At 42.1% G+C, this 23970-nt stretch carries 18 protein-coding genes; 9 read left to right on the top strand and 9 right to left on the bottom strand.

The features are described 5' to 3' along the window. The first annotated feature begins 7 nt into the window (after positions 1-7). Positions 8-2635: a hypothetical protein gene (locus M2408_RS11625; RefSeq protein ID WP_259181940.1), complete on the top strand. Its 2628-nt coding sequence runs from the start codon at positions 8-10 to the stop codon at positions 2633-2635. Positions 2636-2786: 151 nt separating this feature from the next. On the opposite strand, the gene M2408_RS11620 is transcribed toward M2408_RS11625, so the two are convergent. After that, positions 2787-3770 carry a glycoside hydrolase family 18 gene (locus tag M2408_RS11620; protein ID WP_259181939.1) on the bottom strand — a complete coding sequence of 328 codons (984 nt, stop codon included), beginning with the start codon at positions 3768-3770 and terminating at the stop codon, positions 2787-2789. Between the two features lie 548 nt (positions 3771-4318). Between M2408_RS11620 and M2408_RS11615 the strand changes: the two genes are divergently transcribed. Both M2408_RS11615 and M2408_RS11610 read left to right on the top strand, forming a co-directional pair. Then, on the top strand, positions 4319-5140 hold the full coding sequence (locus M2408_RS11615; RefSeq protein WP_120257547.1) for a M12 family metallopeptidase: 822 nt from the start codon (positions 4319-4321) through the stop codon (positions 5138-5140). A gap of 59 nt (positions 5141-5199) precedes the next feature. Further along, positions 5200-6096, top strand: a complete 897-nt coding sequence (locus M2408_RS11610; protein WP_259181935.1) for a hypothetical protein — start codon at positions 5200-5202, stop codon at positions 6094-6096. Between the two features lie 163 nt (positions 6097-6259). On the opposite strand, the gene M2408_RS11605 is transcribed toward M2408_RS11610, so the two are convergent. Beyond that, on the bottom strand, positions 6260-7612 hold the full coding sequence (locus M2408_RS11605) for a DUF3472 domain-containing protein (RefSeq protein WP_259181934.1): 1353 nt from the start codon (positions 7610-7612) through the stop codon (positions 6260-6262). A 242-nt stretch (positions 7613-7854) separates the two neighbouring features. Here M2408_RS11605 and M2408_RS11600 point away from each other — a divergent pair, with 242 nt between their 5' ends. The 3 genes from M2408_RS11600 (at position 7855) to M2408_RS11590 (ending at position 11684) form a co-directional block, all read left to right on the top strand. Continuing rightward, positions 7855-8313: a GNAT family N-acetyltransferase gene (locus M2408_RS11600; protein ID WP_259181933.1), complete on the top strand. Its 459-nt coding sequence runs from the start codon at positions 7855-7857 to the stop codon at positions 8311-8313. Between the two features lie 12 nt (positions 8314-8325). Next, positions 8326-9156 (top strand): arylamine N-acetyltransferase, encoded by an 831-nt coding sequence (locus tag M2408_RS11595; RefSeq protein ID WP_259181931.1) that lies wholly within the window; start codon positions 8326-8328, stop codon positions 9154-9156. A 194-nt stretch (positions 9157-9350) separates the two neighbouring features. Next, positions 9351-11684: a TonB-dependent receptor gene (locus tag M2408_RS11590; protein WP_259181929.1), complete on the top strand. Its 2334-nt coding sequence runs from the start codon at positions 9351-9353 to the stop codon at positions 11682-11684. On the opposite strand, the gene M2408_RS11585 is transcribed toward M2408_RS11590, so the two are convergent. Then, the gene (locus M2408_RS11585; RefSeq protein WP_259181927.1) at positions 11650-12819 is read right to left on the bottom strand and encodes a PepSY domain-containing protein; all 1170 of its coding nucleotides are present in this window, start codon (positions 12817-12819) and stop codon (positions 11650-11652) included. The genes M2408_RS11590 and M2408_RS11585 overlap by 35 nt on opposite strands. Positions 12820-13128: 309 nt before the next feature. On the opposite strand from M2408_RS11585, the gene M2408_RS11580 reads away from it, so the two are divergent. After that, positions 13129-13866 carry a hypothetical protein gene (locus M2408_RS11580; protein ID WP_259181925.1) on the top strand — a complete coding sequence of 246 codons (738 nt, stop codon included), beginning with the start codon at positions 13129-13131 and terminating at the stop codon, positions 13864-13866. A gap of 30 nt (positions 13867-13896) precedes the next feature. After that, complete coding sequence (locus tag M2408_RS11575; RefSeq protein WP_259181922.1) at positions 13897-14478, top strand: hypothetical protein; 582 nt, start codon at positions 13897-13899, stop codon at positions 14476-14478. A gap of 300 nt (positions 14479-14778) precedes the next feature. Here M2408_RS11575 and M2408_RS11570 read toward each other — a convergent pair whose 3' ends face one another. The 6 genes from M2408_RS11570 to M2408_RS11545 form a co-directional block, all read right to left on the bottom strand. Continuing rightward, positions 14779-15225, bottom strand: a complete 447-nt coding sequence (locus tag M2408_RS11570; RefSeq protein ID WP_259181920.1) for a VOC family protein — start codon at positions 15223-15225, stop codon at positions 14779-14781. 231 nt (positions 15226-15456) lie between these two features. Then, positions 15457-16884: an MFS transporter gene (locus tag M2408_RS11565; protein ID WP_259181919.1), complete on the bottom strand. Its 1428-nt coding sequence runs from the start codon at positions 16882-16884 to the stop codon at positions 15457-15459. A gap of 35 nt (positions 16885-16919) precedes the next feature. Further along, the gene (locus M2408_RS11560) at positions 16920-18275 is read right to left on the bottom strand and encodes a TolC family protein (RefSeq protein WP_259181915.1); all 1356 of its coding nucleotides are present in this window, start codon (positions 18273-18275) and stop codon (positions 16920-16922) included. Between the two features lie 24 nt (positions 18276-18299). Further along, positions 18300-21401 (bottom strand): efflux RND transporter permease subunit, encoded by a 3102-nt coding sequence (locus tag M2408_RS11555; protein ID WP_259181914.1) that lies wholly within the window; start codon positions 21399-21401, stop codon positions 18300-18302. A 6-nt stretch (positions 21402-21407) separates the two neighbouring features. Continuing rightward, positions 21408-22481, bottom strand: coding sequence for an efflux RND transporter periplasmic adaptor subunit (locus M2408_RS11550; RefSeq protein WP_259181913.1), 1074 nt, complete (start codon positions 22479-22481; stop codon positions 21408-21410). A 446-nt stretch (positions 22482-22927) separates the two neighbouring features. Beyond that, the gene (locus M2408_RS11545; protein WP_259181910.1) at positions 22928-23473 is read right to left on the bottom strand and encodes an AraC family transcriptional regulator; all 546 of its coding nucleotides are present in this window, start codon (positions 23471-23473) and stop codon (positions 22928-22930) included. A gap of 229 nt (positions 23474-23702) precedes the next feature. Between M2408_RS11545 and M2408_RS11540 the strand changes: the two genes are divergently transcribed. After that, positions 23703-23969, top strand: coding sequence for a hypothetical protein (locus M2408_RS11540; protein WP_259181908.1), 267 nt, complete (start codon positions 23703-23705; stop codon positions 23967-23969). Position 23970 lies beyond the last annotated feature (1 nt).

Below are 23970 nucleotides of genomic sequence, written 5' to 3'. Positions count from 1 at the left end.
GATTCTGATGAAAGAAATCTTTTGTAGCCTATGCTTGACCATGGTGTCCACACTTACTTTTGCTCAGGGCAAAATTGAGGGTACCATCAGTAGCAACAAGCAGGCAATACCGTATGCGACCATCGTCATCGGCTATGCCAACAGCAGCCTCCACACCGTCAGAAGCAATAGCGCGGGACAGTATGTATTTAACCTGACGAAAGAAGAAATGTCCAAAGTTCAATGGATCGAGGTTAGCCATATTTCGTATGAGAAAGTCCGAAAAGAGTATAAAGACCAAAGTCCGAGAATGGACTTTGAAATGGTCAAAAAGTCCATTCAGCTGGCAGATGTTACCGTCAAGAGCAAACCCTTGGCGGTACGTCGCGCCGGTGATACCACACGGTATGCAGTCAACAACTTTGTTTCTGCGGAAGACAGGAACATCGGCGATGTACTGCGCCGCATGCCTGGTATAGAGGTCGACGACAACGGCGTCATCAAACACAATGGCAAGACCGTCAGTCGGATGTACGTTGATGGGGACAATATCTTTCAGAACGGCTATGGCGTTGGAACAAGAACAATACAACCCAAAGCAGTAAAAGATGTTGAACTTGTCCAAAATCATGAACATAAAAAAGTCAAACAGGGGGTAAGCAACTCCGAAGATGTCGCATTGAATCTTGTTCTTAACGAAGATGCGAAAATGATCTGGTCAGGTGAAGCTACTGTTGGTATTGCCGCACCGATCGATGGTTTTGTCAATGGGAATGCCATGAGCTTCAAAAAGAAGTATAAAACCCTCAATACGCTGCAATATAATTCAATTGGTGAGCGTATTAACAATGATGTGGAATCCATCAACTCATTCAACCTGACCGAACCGATCGCAGCGGCAACGCCCTCTGTGCCGACAAACAAATACTACAACAATCGATCTGTCGCCTTTAATACCAATCAATTTTATAAGTGGTCCGAGGCATGGAGTTCTAGCGTGAATGGCAATCTGTGGGCCGACAGGGAGCGGCTCAGCAGCGATGGCACGCAAAAATATCTATTGGCCGATGGCAGTCAGGTCACTTACAATAATTATTATAATACAACAAAAAAACCATTTTATGGCCGCGGCAGCTTTACATTGGAAGGCAACGATAATCGGTATTATTTAAAAAATACAATCGATTTTAAAGCCGAAAACCAAAACCACCACACCTGGTTACTGGATAATGGGGCACGTTATGACCAATGGGGGCGGGATCAGCTGAATTTTATATCCGAATCGCTGGAGTATACGCCCAAATTAAAAAACAAGGATCTGATCACCTTTAATCTGGATCTGGGGCGAAAATGGCATAAAGATCGCCTGGAGGTATTGCCAGGCGTAATGGCGAATTATTTAAATCAAAATCAGCCCTATGATGCTGTTCGACAAACGGTCTCTTTGCCACAGACCAATGGTAATATACAAGTGGCCTATACACGTAATAATACACGCTTAAAACGTACTTACTTTGCCCGTTTGAATTACCTCGATAAAGAACTCAACTCGGCATTAAACTTGATTAAAGATGGGGCTGTATTTGATAACGAAAGGTTTCCCGACAACAATCTGCGCTGGAAACAACAGCAAATGTCAACTGGCATAAAACTGGACTGGAAAAATAAGGACTTTATCCTTTCGGGAGCCTTTCCTTTAACCTGGAATGCCTGGGATATTGCGGACCGCCAAGCAGTATCAGCCGCAGTGACGAAGAAACTGTTGTTTACACCGACTGTATCTATGCAAGCCTATCTCCCCAATAGGGATTATTTCCTATTGTCCTTACGTTTCAATCAGGAAAATTCGGATCTAGATCAGCTCTACCCGAATCCAATTTTGAGCAATTTCAGGGAAATAAAAAGTTTCGCTGCACCACTGTATTTCACAGCAAGCCAAGCATATGTATTGCGTTACAATATCGAACGGCCAATCAGCTTATTTTACCTGAATGTAACAGCATCACATCTGCGAACACAAAATGATTATTTAGTCGGTCAAGATGTGACACAACAGGGGATTATCAGTAAGTTGATGTCCTATGACAATCGGACAAGTAGTAATGCCCTGACATTGGGTATGTCTAAATCCTTATTGAAAGAAGGAATTTATCTGGGATTCAATGCAAGTGCAAATCAAAATAAATACAATCAATTTTTAAATGGTCAATTTGCAGCAGCCACTGGCACGACAATGACGGTGAGCCCAAGACTTGAATATAAGGGCATCTCTCATACGACATTATCTTATCAGTATACCTATAGCAATTTTCTAAATCGACTAAAAAGTGAGGAAGAGCGGAGTTCCAACCGATACACATCGAATACCCATAGCTTGGGAATGCTTTATGTCGTTGGCGCTTACCTCTTTATAAAGGGAACCTGGAGTTATGGTAGTTATAAAAGCAGTGGACTTGACCCCATCGCCAATGGCTTTCTAGACGCATCCATCCGCTATAAACCACTTAAAAGTAAACATAGCCTGGAACTCAATATCAATAATATCCTCAACAAAAAAATATATACCAGTTACAGTTTGACTGCGAACCTGGAAAACCGCCAAACCATTCCGTTACGTGGGTCCCAGTCGGTATTAAAATATAGTTTCCTCTTCTAAATACGGACAGGGTAGCGTTTCACTTTGCATTGGTTAAATGGACAGTAATACAAAAAAGGCTGACTTGCAAAAAATGTAAGTCAGCCTTTTGCTATTAAACTAAGCGAGATCGCCAAAAGCGGAAATTGCCAGATTAGCTATAGGTTATTTTTTAGGGATTAACCAATGATATCAATTGTCGCGTAACTGGATAGTTGGTTGGGACAATCTGATTTTGTCCGTAAGGAACGCCATCGCGATCTATCGCATAACTAAATACACCGGCTTTTTTTCCCTGTGTAGGATTCCAGTTGGTATAGCTATATGCTCTGCTGCTTGCCAAAGGCGAGGTAACATCACCCCAATTTGCACCATTCTCCTCATAAAAAGAAAAACCGATCAAATATTGATTGGGAAGGATTTTACCGGAATAGGAATTAAAAGTACTCTGTAAACCATTTACCGAACGACCATAAGATTGCACCAATACGTAATCGAGTAAGCCATGAACAGCTGTAAATAACGGTGTATTGCCCTCTTGATTGGTATCATAGATCAACAACTTTCCCGTACCAGATTTTGGGCCCAAAGATTTCGAAAGGGCTGTAAAAACACCTGTGGCACGCTGTAAATCTTCAGTATTAAGCGAGCGTTCGACATCAAAATCGATACCATCCAAATCATACTTTGTTATTTTATCATTTATGATTTTGGTTGCAAGTGCCTCGTAACCTGCTGCAGTGTTCGGAAAATTCTTATCCAATGCTGCACCAATATCCGCAGTCATCACCACTTTGGTACCACGCGCTCTTAAATGCGGTACATAGGAGGTCTTTAACGAATCCCAAAAAGCATTGGTCTCAGGTGTATAGTCCGGAAAGACAAAGGCAATATCCAAACTATCTGGTAGTTCCTTCATAGATGTCTTGTTGTTCGCAGGATCTGTTGCTTTGTCCCGCCAAGTACGAAAGTAACCCGCCATAATCTGGTGATCGCTCTTTTTGTAGTTGCGGAGATTTTCTAAATAGTTTGCAGCTGTATCAGCCGGATAAAGAACCGTGTTGTCCTTTGTACAGGAGAAAACTGACGCAGATAGGAGAAGTACGGTCAGTCCATAACCAAAATAATAAGTTACGTTATTCTTAAATTTAGTCATAATTTAAATGTTATATATTGTTAGAAAACGTTTTAAATAACAAATTGTTGTATAATGAATTAAATATTTTTACAGTATTATTAATATTGCCTTACTAATATATTGTTGCTGGCCAATCAACGATAGTCTGCAATGGGAGCATCTTTGTTCATAAAGCCAACGATTGTTGGCAATCTTTCCTATTCTACAGCTTATAACACAATTAAAATTTAGTATGTGCGTCGTATTATACCTATTCTAGCATGTGTTATGCCAATTTTTAACGTTTAAGGCTATCATATTCTTAAAAGTGTGTTACAGCAATCCTGCAGCAATATAGATCATGTGTGCGGGCCAAAATACCTATTTGGTAAAAGTGAACTTCCTTTCCAGCAACACACAGTAACTAAACTTAATTTATTTTTTATCAAAAATACTATTGTTTCAATAAAATATATTTTTTAGATTTGACTTAATGTAACACAGTTGTTACATTTTTGGTTGTTAGTTTTTCATGTGGCCACGTTGTAAGCTGACTTAAATTATGATTGCTTAAAAAATTAGAACGTATGGAATTAAGAAAAAAAATCCTATTTGGATTGATCATTTCCGCATCGGCTACGCTCGTAGCTTGCAACAAAAACGCAGACAGTACAGAAGCCCCACAAGATTCTGAAGAACTGAAACCTGTTTCAAAAGCTGACATACCAGCTGGCTTTAAAGATGCACATGTCTGTAAAGACGTGTATTTGCCCGGTGGTACAGATCCTAGAGGCGCGGTGATCAGCGCAAAAAAATGGACAAATGGTAGTGTAATTACCGTACGCCTGTATGGTGGCTCGACCAAAGTACGCCAAAAAGTAATGCAATATGCCAATGAATGGTCCAAGTACGCCAATATTACCTTTCGTTTTGTCACCAGCGGTAACGCACAGTTAAGGGTTACGTTTACCGATGGAGCTGGATCTTACTCGTATATTGGTACTGACGCATTGCGCATCGCTTCGAATGAGGAAACCATGAATTTTGGCTGGTTTGATGACAATACACCAGATTCCGAATTTAGCCGGACAGTAATCCATGAATTTGGTCATGCACTCGGTATGATCCATGAACATCAGCATCCTCTGGCGGCTATTCCATGGGATAAGGACAAGGTTTATACCTATTACGCAGGATATCCAAATTATTGGAGTAAAAGTGATGTCGATAATAATCTGTTTGCAAAATACGCAACGACACAGACCCAGTACAGCAGCTATGACAAGAATTCAATTATGCACTATTCTATCAGCAGCGCATTGACAACCAATGGTTTTAGTGTTGGCAACAATACAGTATTATCCGCAACGGACAAGTCCTTTATTGCGCAGGTCTATCCTAAAAATTAATTATTAAGCTGATCTTTTCATACACCCCAGTAGATCGGGGTGTATGATCTTTCTTATGTATGAAAAAATATCTTGCCCTCTTTTGTTCCAGCTTGTTTGCATTTGCAGTCTTTGCGCAGGAAAAAAAGCCTAAATTCACGATAACTCCTATTATTGGGTGGAACCAGGAAAAATTGGACTGGAATATTGCGGGTGATGAAAATGGACAAAATCCCAATATATTATCCGAACTCAAATGGCGAAAACTCAGGGGGCCTGAGATAGGACTTTCCTCAACGATAGCTTTATCCTCGGTTTTACAGGCCGAAGTCACCTTTCACCACTTTTGGATCAGCCAAGGTACCGTCAATGATGCTGATTATGCAAGCGATAATAGAGCAGTAAAAACTGCAGATTATGATTTTAAGGCCAATCGAGGTCATTCAAGCAATATCCGGGCGGAAATTTTTTACACGATCAGGACAACTGAAAAGTTTGCGTTCGCAGCACATACCGGCTATTTCGGTCGCTATCAAACCTTGTATATGTTGGATGGCACGCAGCCACTTGTCGAAGGTAAAGAACTGAAGAGTACCTATAAACCCCGATGGCATGGTCTGATTTTGGGATTAAAGACTGATTATCATACTGATCACTGGAGCTTCCTACTCGATGTCAGCGGCCTATATTTTCCCCGTTATTCCGCAAATGCCAATTGGAACCTCCAGGAGGATTTTAGCCATCCCATTAGCTTTACCCATAAAGCAAAAGGTCTGGGCTGGGAAACGAACTTCCGGTTAGAACGTCAGGTTACCAAAACAATTTTTCCTTTTTTACAGGTCGGTTATACAGGCCTAAATACCAGAACCGGTACTGACCAACTGTTTAAGATCGATGGCACCAGCACGACAAGCCAGCTGAATGCTGTTCATTCTTCGAGTTTTAGATTGGGATTGGGTGTTAGCATTAAGCTTTAATAATAACCATAAGCGGGTGGTCTATCTTAAGATAGACCACCCGCTTATGGTTATTCATTCAGAAGAGATGATCTTATTCTTCCTTATTTTGTGCTTTCATTAAAAGAGCGAAGGCATTTTTTAAGACTAATGCCCAGTATGGCTCATTATGGAACTACTGTGGTTATGGCAGTGTCGTAAGATCTATCGCCGGTGCAGCATTCCCATTGGTTACCGTAAACAGAGTGCCCGGGCTGACCACCGTATTGAAAAAACCACCATTTTTAAGGAAGAAGCTATTTCCATTGCTGCCACCCATGGCATCGATGCGCTGGTTGCTGGAATAGGTTCCATCCACTGTAAATTTGGCCTGAACCACCGGCATCCAGGTGCCCGATGCTGTCCGTACCCATTGATTTTTATAATCTGCGGAGCGTCCAAGGTAGCCGTTATCGGCGTTAAAGTTTTCAAGGAAGCTGTGGAAGTTGGTCAGATAAGTGGATATCTTGGGTCTTTTCCAGCTCGCAACCAATACCCAGCTGTTGATAGAAGGATCATTAAACCAAGCGGTAAAATCGGTGGCACCATTTCCATCAGGTTCACCTTTAAGCAAGAATTTGTAGCTCTTGCCGCTTGTCCAGCTGTATTTCATATAACTCTGTCCACCTGAACCTTCGCCACCAAACTCGCCAGTCGTGGTGTTAGCTCCTTTGCGGTTGAGTGTAATGCGATCTTCAACGGGTATTTCCGCTGGATTGTCCGTGCTATAAGGACTCCATACCGAGAACAGTATACGGCGTTCTGTAGCCGAATTGACCTGCATACCAAAATAACCCTGGCCGAATCCATTGGCCATAAAGTAGGAACCGATTTTATCTTCGCCGGTAGGGACATTGATTTCGCTATAATAATAGGAGACCTGTTGGCTGGTCGGTACGGTGTACCCCAAGTGACAGGAAGGTCCACGTCTTGACCAATAGTAGGTATTGTCGATATTGTTGTCGCTATAGATTGCGGTACCTGTTGTCGCTGATCCGCTCAAAATAAGATGGGAAACATCAGCAAAGTAACCACCGGTTTTGGAAACACCTTGCAGGTCCATTTTGACATAACCGCCAGCATTGATCGTATAGTTCCCTACGGTATAATCCTTCACTGTGCCGCCCTTGAGGCTCAGCTGCTTACTCACACCGTTGATGGTCAACTTAACAATGCTGCTGTCACCATTGGGCAATACTTTGGCTCGGATTTTCACGCTTAATGTACCTCCCTGTGGCAACTTGGCGTAGGTGCTCAAAATACTGTTGGCATTGGTCCAGTTGGCTAAGCCATTGCTATTGATGACTTCAACTGCGCCGGAGGGTGCTGCAGTAACGAAGGCATTGCCACCTAGTGGAACTTCATAGCCGTTGGGACCTGGGGTGGCCGCCCTCAAGGACAGTTTTTCCTCTGCCTCTGATTTAACAAGAGTCTTTTGACAGGAAACAAAACAGATCAGTGCAGCACCGAGCAGCGCCGCGAATTTAATTTTTCTCATAATTTATCTTTAATTGTTCACTATTAATTTATCAAAAAACTTACATGTTACGAAAAGGAATTAAACGCAATCGATTGTGCTATTTACTTCTGTAACAAGTTCTGCACTTTTACAGCAATTTACAACGGCCTGACATTTAAGTCGATCCTTGAACCACTGATTTTAGTATATTGCGTTAACCGCTTATTACCCCAAATTAGAACAGGTATAATTAAACTTTAGTACAAACACAGCTCTTAGGAATGGAAATAAAAATCAGACAAGCACAGGAGAATGAAATCGATGTATTACTGGAATTTGAACAGGGCATTGTTGCCGCCGAGCGCCCCTATGACGAAACCTTAAAAGAAGGAAAATTTCATTATTATGATCTGCTGGAATTAATAAAATCAGCGGAAGCAGAGGTTTTGGTTGCTGCAATCGGCGATCAGATCGTCGGATCAGGCTATGCCAAAATAGTGGATGCCAAACCTTATCAAAAGTATGCGAAATATGTCCATTTGGGATTTATGTATGTAAGGCCTGAATATCGCGGTCAGGGCATTAATAAATTGATTCTGGAGGCCTTGACAAGCTGGGCAAAGGAACAAAATATCTCCGAGGTCAGACTGCAGGTTTATGATCAGAATGAAAGTGCAAAAAAAGCATACAGCAAAGCAGGGTTTAAGCCCAATTTATTGGAAATGAGAATAGAGATTTAACTTCCTAAAACAATGAAAGACTCAGCATTAAAAAACTATCTGGAGCGAATAGCTATATCGGAAGGTGTTTCCGGAGATCTGGAAACATTAAAAAAGCTTACGCAGGGACATCCGAAGCATATTACTTTTGAAAACATAGATTCATTTACAGGCATTGTCCCGGCAATAGATACAGCGGATATTTTCCATAAACTGGTCACTGAAAAACGGGGTGGCTATTGTTACGAACAGAATTCTTTATTTAAAGAAGTGCTGCAAACCCTGGGGTTCAACATGAAAATGCATTTGGCGCGAGTTTTATGGAGCAGCAAAGATGGCTCGGAAACCGCCCGTACACATATGCTGCTGACGACCGATATCGGAGGCGAAAAATATCTGGTGGATGTAGGATTTGGCTCGATGACACTAACAGCACCAGTATTATTTCATTCGGAGCAGGAGACTCCAAACGGTCTATTTCGTCTGATCAGCCTAGACGATAATTTCTACCGATTGGATGTGTTCAAAAATGAGTGGTTACCAATTTATAAATTTACTTTAGAGGAGGTTCAACTATCGGATCTGGATATGGCTAATTGGTATGTAGCGACCGGCCCCAGTTCGATGTTTAATAAATTTCTGATGATCACCCGTGTCGATGAGCATGCACGATACGCGCTTTTCAACAAGGAATTTAATATCCGTGATAATGAGGGTGGCAAGAAAAGCAGTGAAATCACCAGCGAGGAGGAGCTAGAGTTGATTTTGACAAACTACTTTAAGCTAAATATACCATCCCCATTATTAACAGCGCTCTATACTAAGCTTGACGCAGCTCAAAACAGCTTTCAGGTTACACAGTAGGGGGGGGGGTGCACAAAGGCTAGGCACGCAGCACGGACAGGCCCTATTGTCCGTGCTGCGTGTAGAATAATGGATAGCTTGTCATTATTTTTCTTGCACCTGTATTTAGATTTATTCAAAATAATGATATCTTTGGACCGTTATTATTTTGAATTTAATCGATACCATAATCATCTATCAGACCGCTACAAGAAATGAAAGTTAATCCTTCTAAGCTCACAATCGCATTATTATCTTGTTCTTTTTCCTTAAACCCATTAGTCTCCACAGGGTCGGTATTTAGCAGCAAATCTTCTTTATATAATTCGGTTCCCAAAACACAGCAAAAGGGCTCGATCTTAGGCCAGGTGGTCAATGCACAAGGTATTGCATTATCAAATGTGCATGTTCAGCTACATGGTGCAAAGAGCAGCAAGTCTGACAAAGATGGTTACTTCAGATTAGCCGATATTGAATATGGTAAATACCGTTTGACATTAAGCTCCGTGGGGTTTGGTAAGCTATCTCAAGATATTGAATTGCACGATGATAATCTTGATTTAGAAACTTTTACGTTGATTGCTGAACAACAGAGTTTGGATGAGGTTGTGGTTACAGCAAGTCGATTAGCTGAACATATTGATGAAGTACCCTCATCGATCACCTATATTGGTGGTAAGGCGCTCGATCAGCAACGACAGATCAACGATAACCTACCATCCATCTTGATGCAGAAGGTGCCCAGCATTTCACCCAGTGAAGAAAGCCAAAATAACTTTATAGCAAAAATTCGTGGGCGCAATTTTTTGGTATTGATTGACGGTATTCCACAGTCTACACCTTTACGTAATGGTGGGCGTGACTTGCGGACGATCGATGTCAGTGCAATCGATCATATCGAGGTTATTAATGGTGCTACAGCGATGTATGGTAACGGAGCCGCGGGAGGTGTGATAAACTACATTACCAAAAAACCGCAGCGAGGTAAAAAACTGAGTTCATCAACCTATCTCAATAATTCAATGAGTCTGGTAAAACCGAGCGAAACTTATGGCTATAATATTGCGCAGGTATTTTCAGGGCAGTTAGACAAATGGGATTATGTTATTCAGGGTAAAGCTGGGCGTACCGGAGTGGTTCGGAGCTCCGATGGGGCGGTTGCCAGTCCATTCTATGGACTGGGTGAGACAGATTCTTATAACGTCCTTGCCAAAATTGGCTATCAAATAGCCCCCGATCATCGTGTCGAATTTATGGGCAATTATTATCGTAGTTTGCAAGATAGTAAATATGTCGGTACCAAGGGCGATTTTGGCAAGTCACCTGCTATTGGTATCCCTTCGGATACCGTCATTAACGGTGGCACCCCTTATAACAAGGCATTTCATTTAAAGTATGATGGTCAATATGGAAAGACGGCAGCAAATTTAAGCTTATACTATGAAGATATGAATACGGTGTTTGAAACCTACAACCAAAATTATTCTGACCACAAAGGAGTAAGGTTAAATTTTAATACACCTTTTCAGCTGGGGACATCAACCAATATGTCTCTGATCTACGGTGCTGACTTTTTGAAGGATCATACTGTGCAGAAAACCATGAAAGATGATCTGGTTACACCAGATATGAATATGAACAATATCGCCTTTTACCTGCAGAGTAAATTGAACATCGGTGCTGACTGGATTTTAAAAGGCGGGGTACGTTATGAAAATATCCGATTTAAGGTAGGCGATCTGACCAAAAATGGCAAGCTAACTGCTGGTGAAAATAATAATTCAGATGCCTTTGTATTTAATATCGCTACGCGGTACAATAAGTATAGTTATGCGCAACCTTTTGCTTCCTTCTCGCAAGGATATTCCATTGGTGATGTCGGACTTATTCTGCGCAATGGTGTGCCATTGAGCCAAATAGATCCTAAGCCTGTTGTGGTCAATAATTTCGAACTGGGTGTAAATGGCAAGATGGATATATGGGACTACCAAGTGACAGGGTATTATAGTACGTCCAAGAAAGGGACCACTTTTGCTGAGACTTCCACACCGGGCAATTACGAACTGAGCCAAGTACCACAACGTATTTATGGTGTGGAATTTGTCGGAAACGTAAAACCCGTCCGATGGCTATCATTAGGTACTGTGCTTGGTTATATGGATGGACGTCAGGATCTGAAGAATGAAGGCAACTACAAAGATAAATTGGACAACTCCATTATTTCTCCGTTCAAGATTAATCTAAATGCAGATTTCAAATTAACAGACCAATGGAATGTGTATTTGCAATACCTTCATTTGGGTGGACGGGACGTATTTCCTGCGGCAGAATATAATTATGGAAAATACCCGATTTCCGGTTATAATCTTGTTGATTTCCAAACGCGATACAAATACCAGAAGTTTACCTTTTCATTCTCCATCAACAATTTATTCAATGCTGATTACTATCCCATCCATGCCGAAGTACGTGGTGCAACCAATGAAGGACGCTATTACATCAAAGGAACTGGAACTATGGCAAATTTAGGGGTGCAGTTTGACCTTTAAGCCTTCTCTTTTTTCTGGGGGTCGTCTTTTTACCGCTCTTGTTGAACCATATCCAAAGACCGGTTATGGGGAGGCTGGCCGCTAGACTAACCGCCAGAAACACGATAATTTTTGAGGGAAGGCCAAATACCGAACCAACGTGGATGGGCTTGACCATCTTTCGCATTTGTTCAGCCAAAGGCAACTTGTTCATGGGGTTGTTTTTAATCAGCTTTCCAGATCTGCTGTCGAAATAGGCCTGATTGATCTGCAACAGTGTGCCAGCAAAAGATTCTTTTGTCAATGAAAAAGCTAGATTTCCTTGATCCGGAAATGTCATTAGTATATTTCCCGGATTAGGATAAAGGTTGTTAATCTGCTGATACATTGTCTCAAGCGGCGAAAAAACAACAGGAATTTCAGATGTTGGATTTTTTACTTTTTCTTTTACCGTCTTGGTATCTGCTCCAAATAGTCTAAAAAACTGCCTATTGTACCAGTCAAAGCTCCAGGTTAAACCAGTTAGGGTAAAAATAAGGAGGAAGAATGTCGCATAGAATCCCCCTACAGCGTGAAAATCCCATACTTTTCTTTTAGTGGAACCAGATAGGCCAATTTTAAGACGTTGCTTTAGGAGCTTTTTATTTTTGGGCCACCATAGATAAATCCCGCTTATCGCGAGAAATAAGGTCGCAATGGCCGAAATCCCCGTAATGGTAGCTCCAATTTTGTCGATCAAAAGAAAGCGATGGATGTCCAATACTTTCTGAAAAAAACGCCCCGCCTGTGCTCCTTTAGACAAGACTTCACCCGTATAGGGGCTGATATAGGCATACCAATATTTTTCTTTTTTTGAACCATATTGAACCCGATAACTCCTTGAGGGATCGGCGGGAATTTCAACACGAAAAAGCCTTTTATTCGGAAAAATATTTCTTGCCTTTGATACAATCGCATCAAGAGGTAAGCGATTGTCTAGGACAACAACTCGCTGTTCTTTAGGCCATAGCAAAGGCGTCAGTTCTTTCTCAAAACTGAGGAGCATACCTGTAACACAAACGGTCAAAAAAATGAGGCCAAAAAGTAATCCGATATAAAGATGTAGTTGTTGAAATACTTTTTTTAGACTGGTTTTATTGGTCGTCTTATTTGCCATTGCTTTCGATAAAGTATGATGATGGCACAAAAGTACAGTATTATTAGTAATTATTCTAAACAAGAAAGATGAATTCCTATAAATAGAGGGCTAGCGTTATCTATATTATTTATCTATCGTCCAACAACCGAATGCTGAAACACAGTATTGTAGATTTAAGTATGGAGAAAATGGTAGTAGAAATCATGATATAAGTGTTAGCGTTTCTTTCCAATTGTCCAACGAATCGTAATTTTCTGTTGACGGATTTTAAATAGGAGGTTACTGATATTGTCGAATCCCTTATTTTTATTTCGAAAATTTATATAGATGAAAATAATTTGGACATGCATTCAATGGTTAGTGGTTGCCGCCTTCATCGTTGTATTCGTTTTTGTATTCAACAGTTACCGTTATCTGCTCTATGCCTTGATATGTTCTTCCGTGCTCTATTTTCCATTGACAAAAATAATTGTCAGCAAATTAAGCAATCAAGATGGCAGCGAGAAGGTTCGCTATGATGTCAATGGAAAACGTGTAACAATACAAATGAGCAAACTCACCGCATCGGTCATTTTGCTAATCGTTGTTTATAGTATAGTGATTAGTGTCTTTTCCGTAAGTCCGCATCTGGAGCGGAAAGAGTTTATGGTCACGCATCCGAACTGGATTGCGGTAACGCCTTCTATCCTAAACCTTACAGCTGACATTCAACGCGGGAAAAATAAATACGCGTACGTCGATTTGGAATACCAGTTTACTGCCGATGAACATTCGTATTCACAAAAAATAGATAAAGCAGCAAAGTTGTATTCATTTTTCCCCATTATTGGGACGCGACGTTTTGAAGAAATGCGGGTTGAATTGTTAGACAGAGCAACTCAAAAAAATGTAGCTAAAGAATGCCTATTGTTTTATAACCCAAAGGACCCCAAACAGCAAAAGTTTTTTCTGGCTAACGATAGTTTCTATCCGCAGGGATCATGGCTGTACGATATATTGTTTGTATTTTCCACAATATTTTCTGTTATTTTGGTTATGGCCCTGTTGTTTAAAATAAGACCATAATAATAGCATGAAAAATCAAATCATCCAGAGATGAAAAAATGCTTAATATTGCTTGCAATTGTTCCGTTTATTAGGTGTAGTGGACAAAATACGTCCGACACAAATGAGTTTGTAAATAGCTCAGATCTGAAAGGGGAAGTGTGGTATGTCGGTAAAAGCCATGTAATAAATAAACGTGGCGGGATTATCTTTTCCGATGATGTCTATTTACATTTTTTGGATAAAGACAGTATTCAAATGACATATAACCGGTATACTCCAAGCATTGGTCTTAGTACCATGACGACAAATGGAATTTACCGAGTTAGCAGGAAAAACGAAGTTTCCATCGTTTTCTTTGAATCAAAAGACGCATTTGGACGTAGTCGAGTTTCAATAGGTGAAAAAGAAGTACAGTTTTCGCTATATGCAATGAGTTCTGTCAGAAATCCCAATGAGCCAGCATTCGAAATTACCGCATTACCGCAAATTAAAACGTATCATTTTAAAATAAGCAAGTATGTGACGAATGGTGATTTTATAGCGGAGCTTACCTTGTTGGATGACAAGCAAGTAGCCTATCCTTTCGGAACTTACGCGTTTGACAATAATAAAACCGCGAAGCAACAATAATCAGGGCGATATTGCCTTTTTTGTTTTGTCGGGCTTTTTTAATGATCAAGATAAACATAGCTGCCAGGCTAAATGTCTAACTATACAAAGATCTGTTATACAATAGCACTATTTATTATTCCATCACTAAGTAAATTTATAACAAAATACAACAGCATCTGTTGAGGCAATAAGATGGTGATTATTTGCTTCAATAGCAATGGTTTCTAGAATATGCGAACATTACGATGATAAGGAAGAAAAAACGGATCATTTGGTTTGACAAATAATCCGTGTAATGAATGGGGTTATTGCGTTAGATTATTGATGCTGCATTTTAGCTGGATCGTCATAATTTATCATCCAGCTAATCCCAAACTGATCGACAAACATGCCGAAATATGCACCCCAGAATGTATTTTCCATTGGCATGGTTACCATTCCACCGGCGGAAAGCCCACTGAAAATGTGGTCCGCTTCCGTTCTGCTTTCCGCATTTACAGAAATGGAAAAATTGTTTCCCTGTTTGTAATCCGCGGCCCATTCGCGGGTCGTATCACTTCCCATTAAAATCGTTTCTTTACTGATCGGGAGATTGATATGCATAATTCGGTCTTTATCCTCGTCGGCAATAGGGTTTTCATCACCTGAGGGCATATCTCCGAATCGGCCAACAAAAGGAAAGTCTCCGCCAAATACAGATTTATAGAAATCAAAGGCTTCCTTACAATTTCCGTTAAAGGTTAAATAAACATTGACTGTTGCCATATTTTTAAATTTTAATAATAATCAAGTTAAATTATACGTTGAAGATCCATTTCCGTTGGGTATAAGCTGCTGACGCGGGGTCTTTTCTTTTCCTAAGATGACAACATCAATAACCTTATTTTTGTTCTACACATTTAAACAAAAACCTCCGCAACCGAAAGCTATTATTTATTTTTCGTTCGGTCGCGAAAGCCTGTTATAGTCCGGAGGAGCAATAGCAATTTTTTTCAGCTATTGCTTGATGGTTCTGATCGAACCAATGACAATTAAAATTGCTGCGATACAAAGGATTCCGGCCGCGAAAAATGCTGTTTGAAAACCCGCATTTAATGCATCGGCATCTGTGGCGCCAGTCATTTTCAAGGTATTGGTTTTCGCGGCCGAAACAGCAACGATAATCGCTAAGCCCAGGGCCGATCCGACCTGATAACTTGTATTCACCAATCCTGAAGCCAGACCCATCTCGTCCGGTTTGGCGCCAGACATGGACGCAATCGTTCCCGGAATATAGGTCAGGGACATCCCCAAAGCCCCCAATAGAGAGGCTGGCAATACATCCTTCAGGAAAGAACCGTCTGCTGGAATCGTGCTAAATAGAAATAAGGAGCCCGCAAGGATAATCAGTCCAGCTATAATATTGGTTTTAAATCCAAAGCGAGCGACCAGCTTTCCTGTAAAACCAACCATCAGGATCATAATGGCGATGGTCATCGGTAACAGGGCCAGACCGCTATGAAAAGCTGAATAATGCAGGATCTGCTGTAAGTAAAGGTTAAGAAAAAACCATAAGGGTATCCATGCTGCGGCCAATAGGGACATCATGAGGTTACCCGCGGATAAATTAGGAACCTTAAAAATAGCCATAGGTACAAGTGGATCGCTTTTCTTCTTTTGCAGCATAATAAACACAATGAATAATAGGATCGATATACCCAGCAATACAACCGTCTGTACGGAATTCCAACCAACATGTTCTGCCGACACAATGGTATATACCATCAACACAAGTGCGGCGGTGGCCAATATTGCTCCGGCAAGGTCGATTTTTCCTTTTTTTGTGCTGCCCTTAAACAACAGTCGCTTGCTGAACAGTAGGACAATAAGCCCTGCGGGGATATTGATCAGAAATATCCAATGCCAGGAAAGCCATTCGGTAATGACACCACCGAGAAATACTCCGGCAGATCCACCAGCTGCTGCCGCTGCTCCCCAAAATCCGAAAGCGCGATTGAGCTCTTTTGGATCGGTAAATTTGGACATGACCAGGGTCAGGGCGGCAGGAGCAATTAGCGCAGAGCCCAGTCCCTGTAGTCCACGACCAATATTCAACAGCAGTTCGGACCAGGCGATACCGGCTAAAAGAGATGCCGCGGTAAGAATACCAAATCCCCACATAAAGACCTTACGCGCACCAAAGAGATCAGACAAACGGCCTCCGAGCAGTAGGAAGCCGCCAAATAGGATAACGTAAGCGTTGAAAATCCATTGCAGACTGGATTGTGAATAGCCCAAATCGGCCTTTATTGCCGGAAGGGCAACCCCGATAATGGAGGTGTCCATAATAACGATAAACTGTGCCGTGCAGAGTAAGAAAAGTGCTGCCCAGCGTTTTGGATAGGGTACTGTTTTACCCTGTTGTTCTATAGTTTGCGTATTCATATTGTGTTTTCTTCAAATTGTCTTCGTAAAATCTACTAGTTTGTTTTTGATTGCAGGTCCAACAATCCCAAGGCATGTTGCATCTCCGTATGGAGCATCCTCAGGTTGTAAGTCGCCCGCAACCGGTTTATCCGTGCCTGTGTCAGCGCTAGGTCAGCATCCGTCAGCTCAAGGCGCGAACCTAAGCCATTTTTGAAACGGTCTTCGTTCATCTGATAGTTCAGTTCGGCTGAACTGACAGTGGTTTTCTGTATCTCCAATTGCATAATGGCTTCTCTCCATTTGCTGATAATAGCGGCCAGTTGGGTTTTGATTTCATCTCTAAAATCATCCAAGCGTATCTGTTCCTGTTTTAGTTTAATATTCGCTTGATTGATTTGCGATCGGGTCCTGTTGCCGTTGAAAATCGGTATAGACAGCTGTAATCCCAAAAACGAAGTTCTGGGCCAGGCATAGTCTCCCAACCGCATATTATCTGCCTGGGCTTGCACCTGATACTGACCTACTAATGCCAGCTTGGGCATGAGCTCGGTCTCTTTGGCTTCCATTTTTTTCTGTTGGAGATCAATGAGCAGTTGCTTTATAGCAAGGTCCTTCCGATTTTGAGCTGCCGTTTTCAATAGATCATCCAATAAATAAGTTTCCTGCTGGCCGCTAAATTCCAGCTTATCACTCAATACAATACCTTGGGATTCATCTATTCCAAGCAGCCTTTTTAATTCGATGAGCGAAACATGGGTATTGTTTTTCAGATACGAGACCGATGACTTGATATTTTCTACCTCAATAAAACTCCTCAGCGTATCGGATTTCAGCGCCCGGCCCTGTGCAAATAAGGAGCGGGCATCATTCAGGGATCTGATATTTCGGAGCAGGCTTTGTTGAAGTAAAGCTAGCTGCTCGTTCATGATCAATATGTTAAGATAGTTTACCGAAACCTGAAGCGCAACTTTGCTTTTAAGGTCAGCTGTTTTTTGAAGTTCAATCTGTTCATTGATAAATGCTGTTTTCCTTTGCATGCTGAGATCTGCTGCAAAAATGGGCTGATACAAGGAGAGCATACCGTTAAAAGCATTTTTTCCCCCAACAGCAACATCTTGTACGGGTTTGCTTGTACCAGCAAAATACCCCGGTAGAAATATTGTTTGCCGGTCAAAGTAGTAGGAATAGGCCACGTTTGCCGTAATGGTCGGCAATAAAGCTCCTCTGCTCTCCGCTGTCAGCGCTGTCGCGTGTATTTCCTCCAATAGCTGTGCCTGTACTGTTTTATTTCCCTTTTCTGCGATTTCCAATGCAGCAGTGAGGGAGAGCGCTTTATCCTGAGCAAGCAGTGGTTTGCCTCCGTAGATCAGCAGCAGCGTGGTAATGCATGTATATATTGTTTTTTTCATTGTAATAAACTTTGAAATTGATAATTAGTGCGTTGCGTCTTCTTGTAGGCTCTCGCCATCTTCTTCAACAATGACTTCCCTGCGCTTATTACTGGACAGGTAGGAGTAGACGGCAGGAATAATGAATAACGTAAGTATACCTGAGAACACAAGTCCACCGGCGATGACAATGCCCAGGGACTGACGACTATTTACCGTAAGCGCAATGGGCAATGCACCGAATATCATCGCCAGAGAGGTCATCAGTATGGGGCGAAAACGTTGTTCGGCGGCGCTGATAGCAGCATCGTATTTCGAAAGTCCGGTATCTTTCAGGTGATTGGCAAATTCGACGATTAGAATACCATTCTTGGTAATGAGTCCAACGAGCGTAATGATGCCGATTTGGCTAAATACATTTAAGCTCTGACCAAACCAGTGCAGGCTCAGTATAGCTCCTGTTACTGCCATCGGTACCGTAAGCATAATGGTGAGCGGGTCTCTGAGACTTTCAAACTGGGCGGCCAATATCATATAGATGAGTAGGAGCGCCAGTATTAATGTGAAGGTGATATTGCCCTGGCTTTCGCTGAAATCGCGTGACTGCCCAGCTAAGGAGGATTTAAAATTCTCCCCCAGCACTTCGGTTTTTATCTTTTCGATCTCTTGGATAGCTTCAGCAAGGCTTACACCCGGCATGGGTGCTGCGGATATCGTAGCAGAGGTATATTGATCGTATCTGTAAATCGCGGCTGGACTTACAGCTTCTTTCGTGGTGATCAGGTTACTCAGTGGAATCATCTGACCTGTTGTTGAGTGGACATAAATACCATTTAAGTCATTGATATCATTCCTATAAGGGCGTGACAACTGCCCGATCACTTCGTATTGACGGTCATCGCGCAGGAAATAACCATAACGTTGTCCCGAAAGGGATAGCTGTAGGGTACGAGCCACCTCTTCGATGGATACACCCATCAGTGCTGCCTTCTCCCGATCTATCGTTATTTTTACCTCTGGTTTGTTTATTTTAAGATCCGAATCGGCAAACATCAGTTTTTTGCTCTGACGTACCGCACCCAAAAATTTAGGTAAGACAGCGGTCAGACTATCCAGGTTTTGTGCCTGTAACACAAACTGGACTGGCATACCACCGCCATACCGGGTACCTATGGTTGGGGGAAGATAGGGAAATAGAAGGAACCCCCGGAAATTACCTGAGGCAGCACCATATTGGTTGTACAGGTCCTGGATAGACTTTTTCCTTTCTTTCGGGTCTTTCAGGTAGATACTTTGCACCGCAACATTAACCGGAGCGGGAGCAGGGATAAAGGAAATGGCCACCATGGAATAGGTCTGGTACAAGCCATCGGTGGAATCGTTTACATACTTACCGACCTCGATCATATTCTTTTTCATGTACTCAAAAGAAACTCCTTCGGGGGCTACAGCAATCAGATTCATATTGGAGCGGTCTTCTACGGGTGCAAGTTCCGATGGCAATTGTTTACCGACGAAGTAAATCAGTCCTGTCGTAACAATCAGAAACACCCAGGCGAGCCAGCGTACTTTCATGAAAAGAACCAGCAATTGCGTATAGCCGTTATTTAAGCGGACAAAAAAAGGTTCGGTCACTCGATAGAACCAACCTGGACCGGCTTTCTTTTTGAGAAAATAAGCGCTCAGCATGGGCGTCAGTGTCAGGGCCACGAAAGCGGAAACCAAGACAGATCCGGAAACTACAACGGCAAACTCAAGAAAAAGCTGACCGCTGATACCGCCCATAAATACAATTGGCAAGAATACCGCTGCCAAGGTAATGGTGGTTGAAATTACGGCAAAGTAGATTTCTTTGGAACCTTTAAATGCGGCCTGTATCGGGGACATCCCTTCCTCAATTTTCTTGTAGATGTTTTCAAGTACCACGATAGCATCATCGACCACAAGTCCTATTGCAAGTACGAGCCCTAGCAATGTGAGCACATTGATGGAAAAACCAGCAATATACATAATGAAAAATGCAGATAAGATAGATACCGGTATGGCCAATACCGGAATAATGGTCGAACGCCAATCCCGAAGGAAAAGGAAAATAATAAGCACGACCAATCCAAATGCGATAAATAGGGTTTCTTCAACCTCTTTGATGGATTCACGGACGGAACGCGTGAAATCAAATCCTACAATAAGGCGGTAATCGGAAGGTATATCTTTTTTGAGTTGTGCCAGGCGTTTATAAAATTCGTCCACAACCTCTATGGCATTGGCATCGCGTTGAATCTGGATCGCTACCCCGATACCGATACGATTCAGATTTCCCGTCTCGTTGATAATAGCGGTACGTTCGTTCATTTCACCGAGTTCTGCTACACCAATATCCTTCAGTTTGATAACACTGTTGCCGACTTTTTTGATAAGCATCTCATTAAAATCTGCAGCACTGTTGAGTCGTCCAAGCGTTCGTATACTCAATTCACTCTGATCACCTTCGATGCGCCCCGAGGGTAGATCAATATTTTCTCTGAGCAGGGCCTGTCGGACATCTTCGGGGCTAAGCTGATAGGAAGCTAATTTAATCGGGTCAAACCGGAGTCGCATGGCATATTTATGCTCCCCGACAATAGCGACGTTATTGATTCCTGGAATGGATTGCATCCTGTCTTTGATAACCGTGGAGGCAATATGACTGACCTCTTTGATATCTTTTGTATCACTTTCAACTTCAAGAAAGGCGACCAGGTTGTCTGCGGAGGATGCTTTCTGAACAATAGGTGGATCTACATCTGCTGGCAGCTGCTTCCGGGATTTAGCGACTTTGTCTCTGACATCATTTAATGCGTCCTCAATGTCAGTCTCACGGTTAAATTCGACCGAGATAACACTGACCTGTTCACGCGATTCCGAAGAGATCGTCCGGATACCACCGGCTTCGGCGATAGACTCCTCCATAGGGCGCGTAAGTTTGGATGCGATGACATCAGGGCTCGCACCGGGGTAGAAGGTAATCACGGAGATGACCGGAGGTTCGGTGAGTGGAAACTCCCGCACCCCCAACTGTTTCCATCCGACAATTCCCAATATAACCAACAAAAGAGAAAATACTCCAGCCAATACGGGCTTTTTTATACTTAGTGACGATATACTCATGGCATCTTATTTAGTTGGAATAATAGCTTTTACGGGTGTACCATCCGTAATACGTAACATATTGGAAACGATAACACTGTCACCAGTACTCAGACCGGATGTGATAACGGCATCGGCTTCCGTTCGGTTACTGATGGTAACTGCAACGGGCTTCGCTTTGCCATCGGCGATAACAAATGCATTGTATCCGCCATCCCAGGGCATGAGGGCCTCTGTCGGTATTTTGACACCTTTAGCACCTTTGTCGCTGCTACCAAAATGTATTTTGGCCGACATACCTGGCCGGATTTTTTTATCGGAATTATCCACGCGCGCCTGAACTTCTAGGCTTCGGCCCGAAGCATCCAGTCCCGGCTCCGTAGCGAGTACCGTCGCCTCAAGTTGCTCTGCGGATAGTGCTGTTGTGAAGCGGACTTTTGTCCCATTATTGATCAAAGGCAGGTGTTTCTCAGAAATAGAAAAGTTAATCTTGAGGCTGATTTGATCCTGCAGGGTAACCAGCACGGCACCCGGGATGACATAGGCGCCCACATGCACTTTTGAAATGCCTATTTTTCCAGAAAAAGGAGCTCTGATGATAGTCTTGGCCAGTTCTACACGAAGCAGTTCCTGCTGGGCGGTTAAGAAACGAAAGCGCATAAGTGCTTCATCGTATTCCTGTTGTTTTATCGTTTCGGTTTTCAACAGGTTCTGTAACCGTTCTTTATTCAGTTTTGCGAGTTCCAATTCAGCTCCGATCTGATTAAGACGTGCCCTGATATCGGTATCATTCAGTATATAGAGTATGGCTCCCTGCTCCACGTAGCTACCGTCCTGAAATGCGACACGGGTAATTCTTTGTGGTAGTTCGCCGACAATGGACACTTCCCGATAAGGCATCATGGTTCCTATGGCGGTCTCATCGTGATGAAGTTCCTCCTCCTGTGCAATCAATATATCGACAGGTAACCGTGCGTCATCAGCCTTGATGCTGGTAGGTGCGGCGGCTGGTTTTTCAGGCTTGTTTTCACAGGCAATAAGTATGATACCAAGTAGGGGAACTAACATACCCGTCCTGGATTTTGTTGATTTGTATAACATGGTCTTGCTTTTTATTATTTGCAATAAATGATTAAACGTTACTATTTTTATAAATTGATTATTGGAATTTTTCGGACATTGTGTCCAGATCGTTTATCCGAATACAAAATTGACGATACTCGCGCAGGCGCAGCGTATGCAACTCCTTATTCGATTTATAAGATTTACTGATTTTTCCGGCGGCGCTAATAACGACGAGAATATCGGTAGATACTGAAAGGTATTGTATCCAAAATCCGTAACATCAGAGAGTCAGGTTCTTTTATCTCTGGATTGTTAAATGAACAGGAAAAGGGTTATATGGTCTCCCCACAACACTAATGCTGCGAGGATGTTGGTCGATGTTGATAAACATTGCGCACGAAGCCCGTAACATCAGATGCTAAGGTTCATTTGTTCTGGAAGGGTTAAATACGAAGTGGGGGTATAAACAAGAAGAGCTACTGTTATTTCAGTAGCTCTGTTGGTTTTCTGTCCTGTTTAGCCTGTTTAAAATGGCTTGATGTGAAGCCCGTGTATTTTTTTAGTTGGTTGGATAGGTATGCCTGACTGCTGTAGCCCAAGGCGTAGGCAATTTCCGTCAGGGACATTTCGGTGTAAGTCAACAACTGTTTTACCTTTTCGAGTTTCCTAAAAATAATATACTTTTCAAGTGTTATTCCCTCAGTCGACGAAAACAGGGTACTCAAGGTATCGTAATTCTTGTTTAGCTGATCGCTGATCAGGGCCGTAAACCGAGTGGGAACTCCACTTGCCAATTGCATATCGATCCCTTTTTCAACATACGCTTTTATACCATTGATTATCTTCTGTTTCTTTTCATAAAGCAATTCGAAACCGTTTCCTTTCAGCATCAGTTCCATTGTATTCATCTTTTGAGGAAAATCATCCGTCGCCTTTAGGATGACTTGCCCAAGCATAATGTCCAATACCTCAAAACCCAGCGTTGTCATTTCCCTTTCAAGTACATACACACATCTATTGCACACCATTCCTTTTATTAACAGAGTCCTAGTTTTCATCATGTATTTGTCCCTCTTTTATATTCGGATAAAATTCAGCATTTGTGTCAAATATGATTATATGATATTCCGGCTTAGATTTGCGAAATTTTAGGTTATTTTCTGTGGTAGCATTAAATATCATAAAATTAAGGGGGAAAAGTATATAGCTAAGGCTGTCGATCTTTCTGAATTTTGTAACAGATAATACGTTAGCAAGATGAAGAACAAAGCAAGTAATGAACATCAGATCAGCAAGGTACTGAAAGACTATAATTTAGGAAAAAGTGGCGTGGAGCTTTTTGATAAATATGGCGTGTACGGCGCCACGATTTACGAACTGAAAGATAAATATAAAGATGTCGCGATGGATATACTGGTCGTATTGGTGAATTTGAACAAAGAGAACAATACCTTAAAAACGATGTATGCCGATCTATGTCTGGAGCATCGAAATCTAAAGGAACTGTTGAAGGAAAATTTCTGAA

Source organism: Sphingobacterium sp. BIGb0165, assembly GCF_024810095.1.
In the GTDB taxonomy this organism is placed as follows: domain Bacteria; phylum Bacteroidota; class Bacteroidia; order Sphingobacteriales; family Sphingobacteriaceae; genus Sphingobacterium; species Sphingobacterium detergens.
Note: the sequence above shows the minus strand (reverse complement) of the source record. Positions and strands in the feature narration are given on the sequence as shown.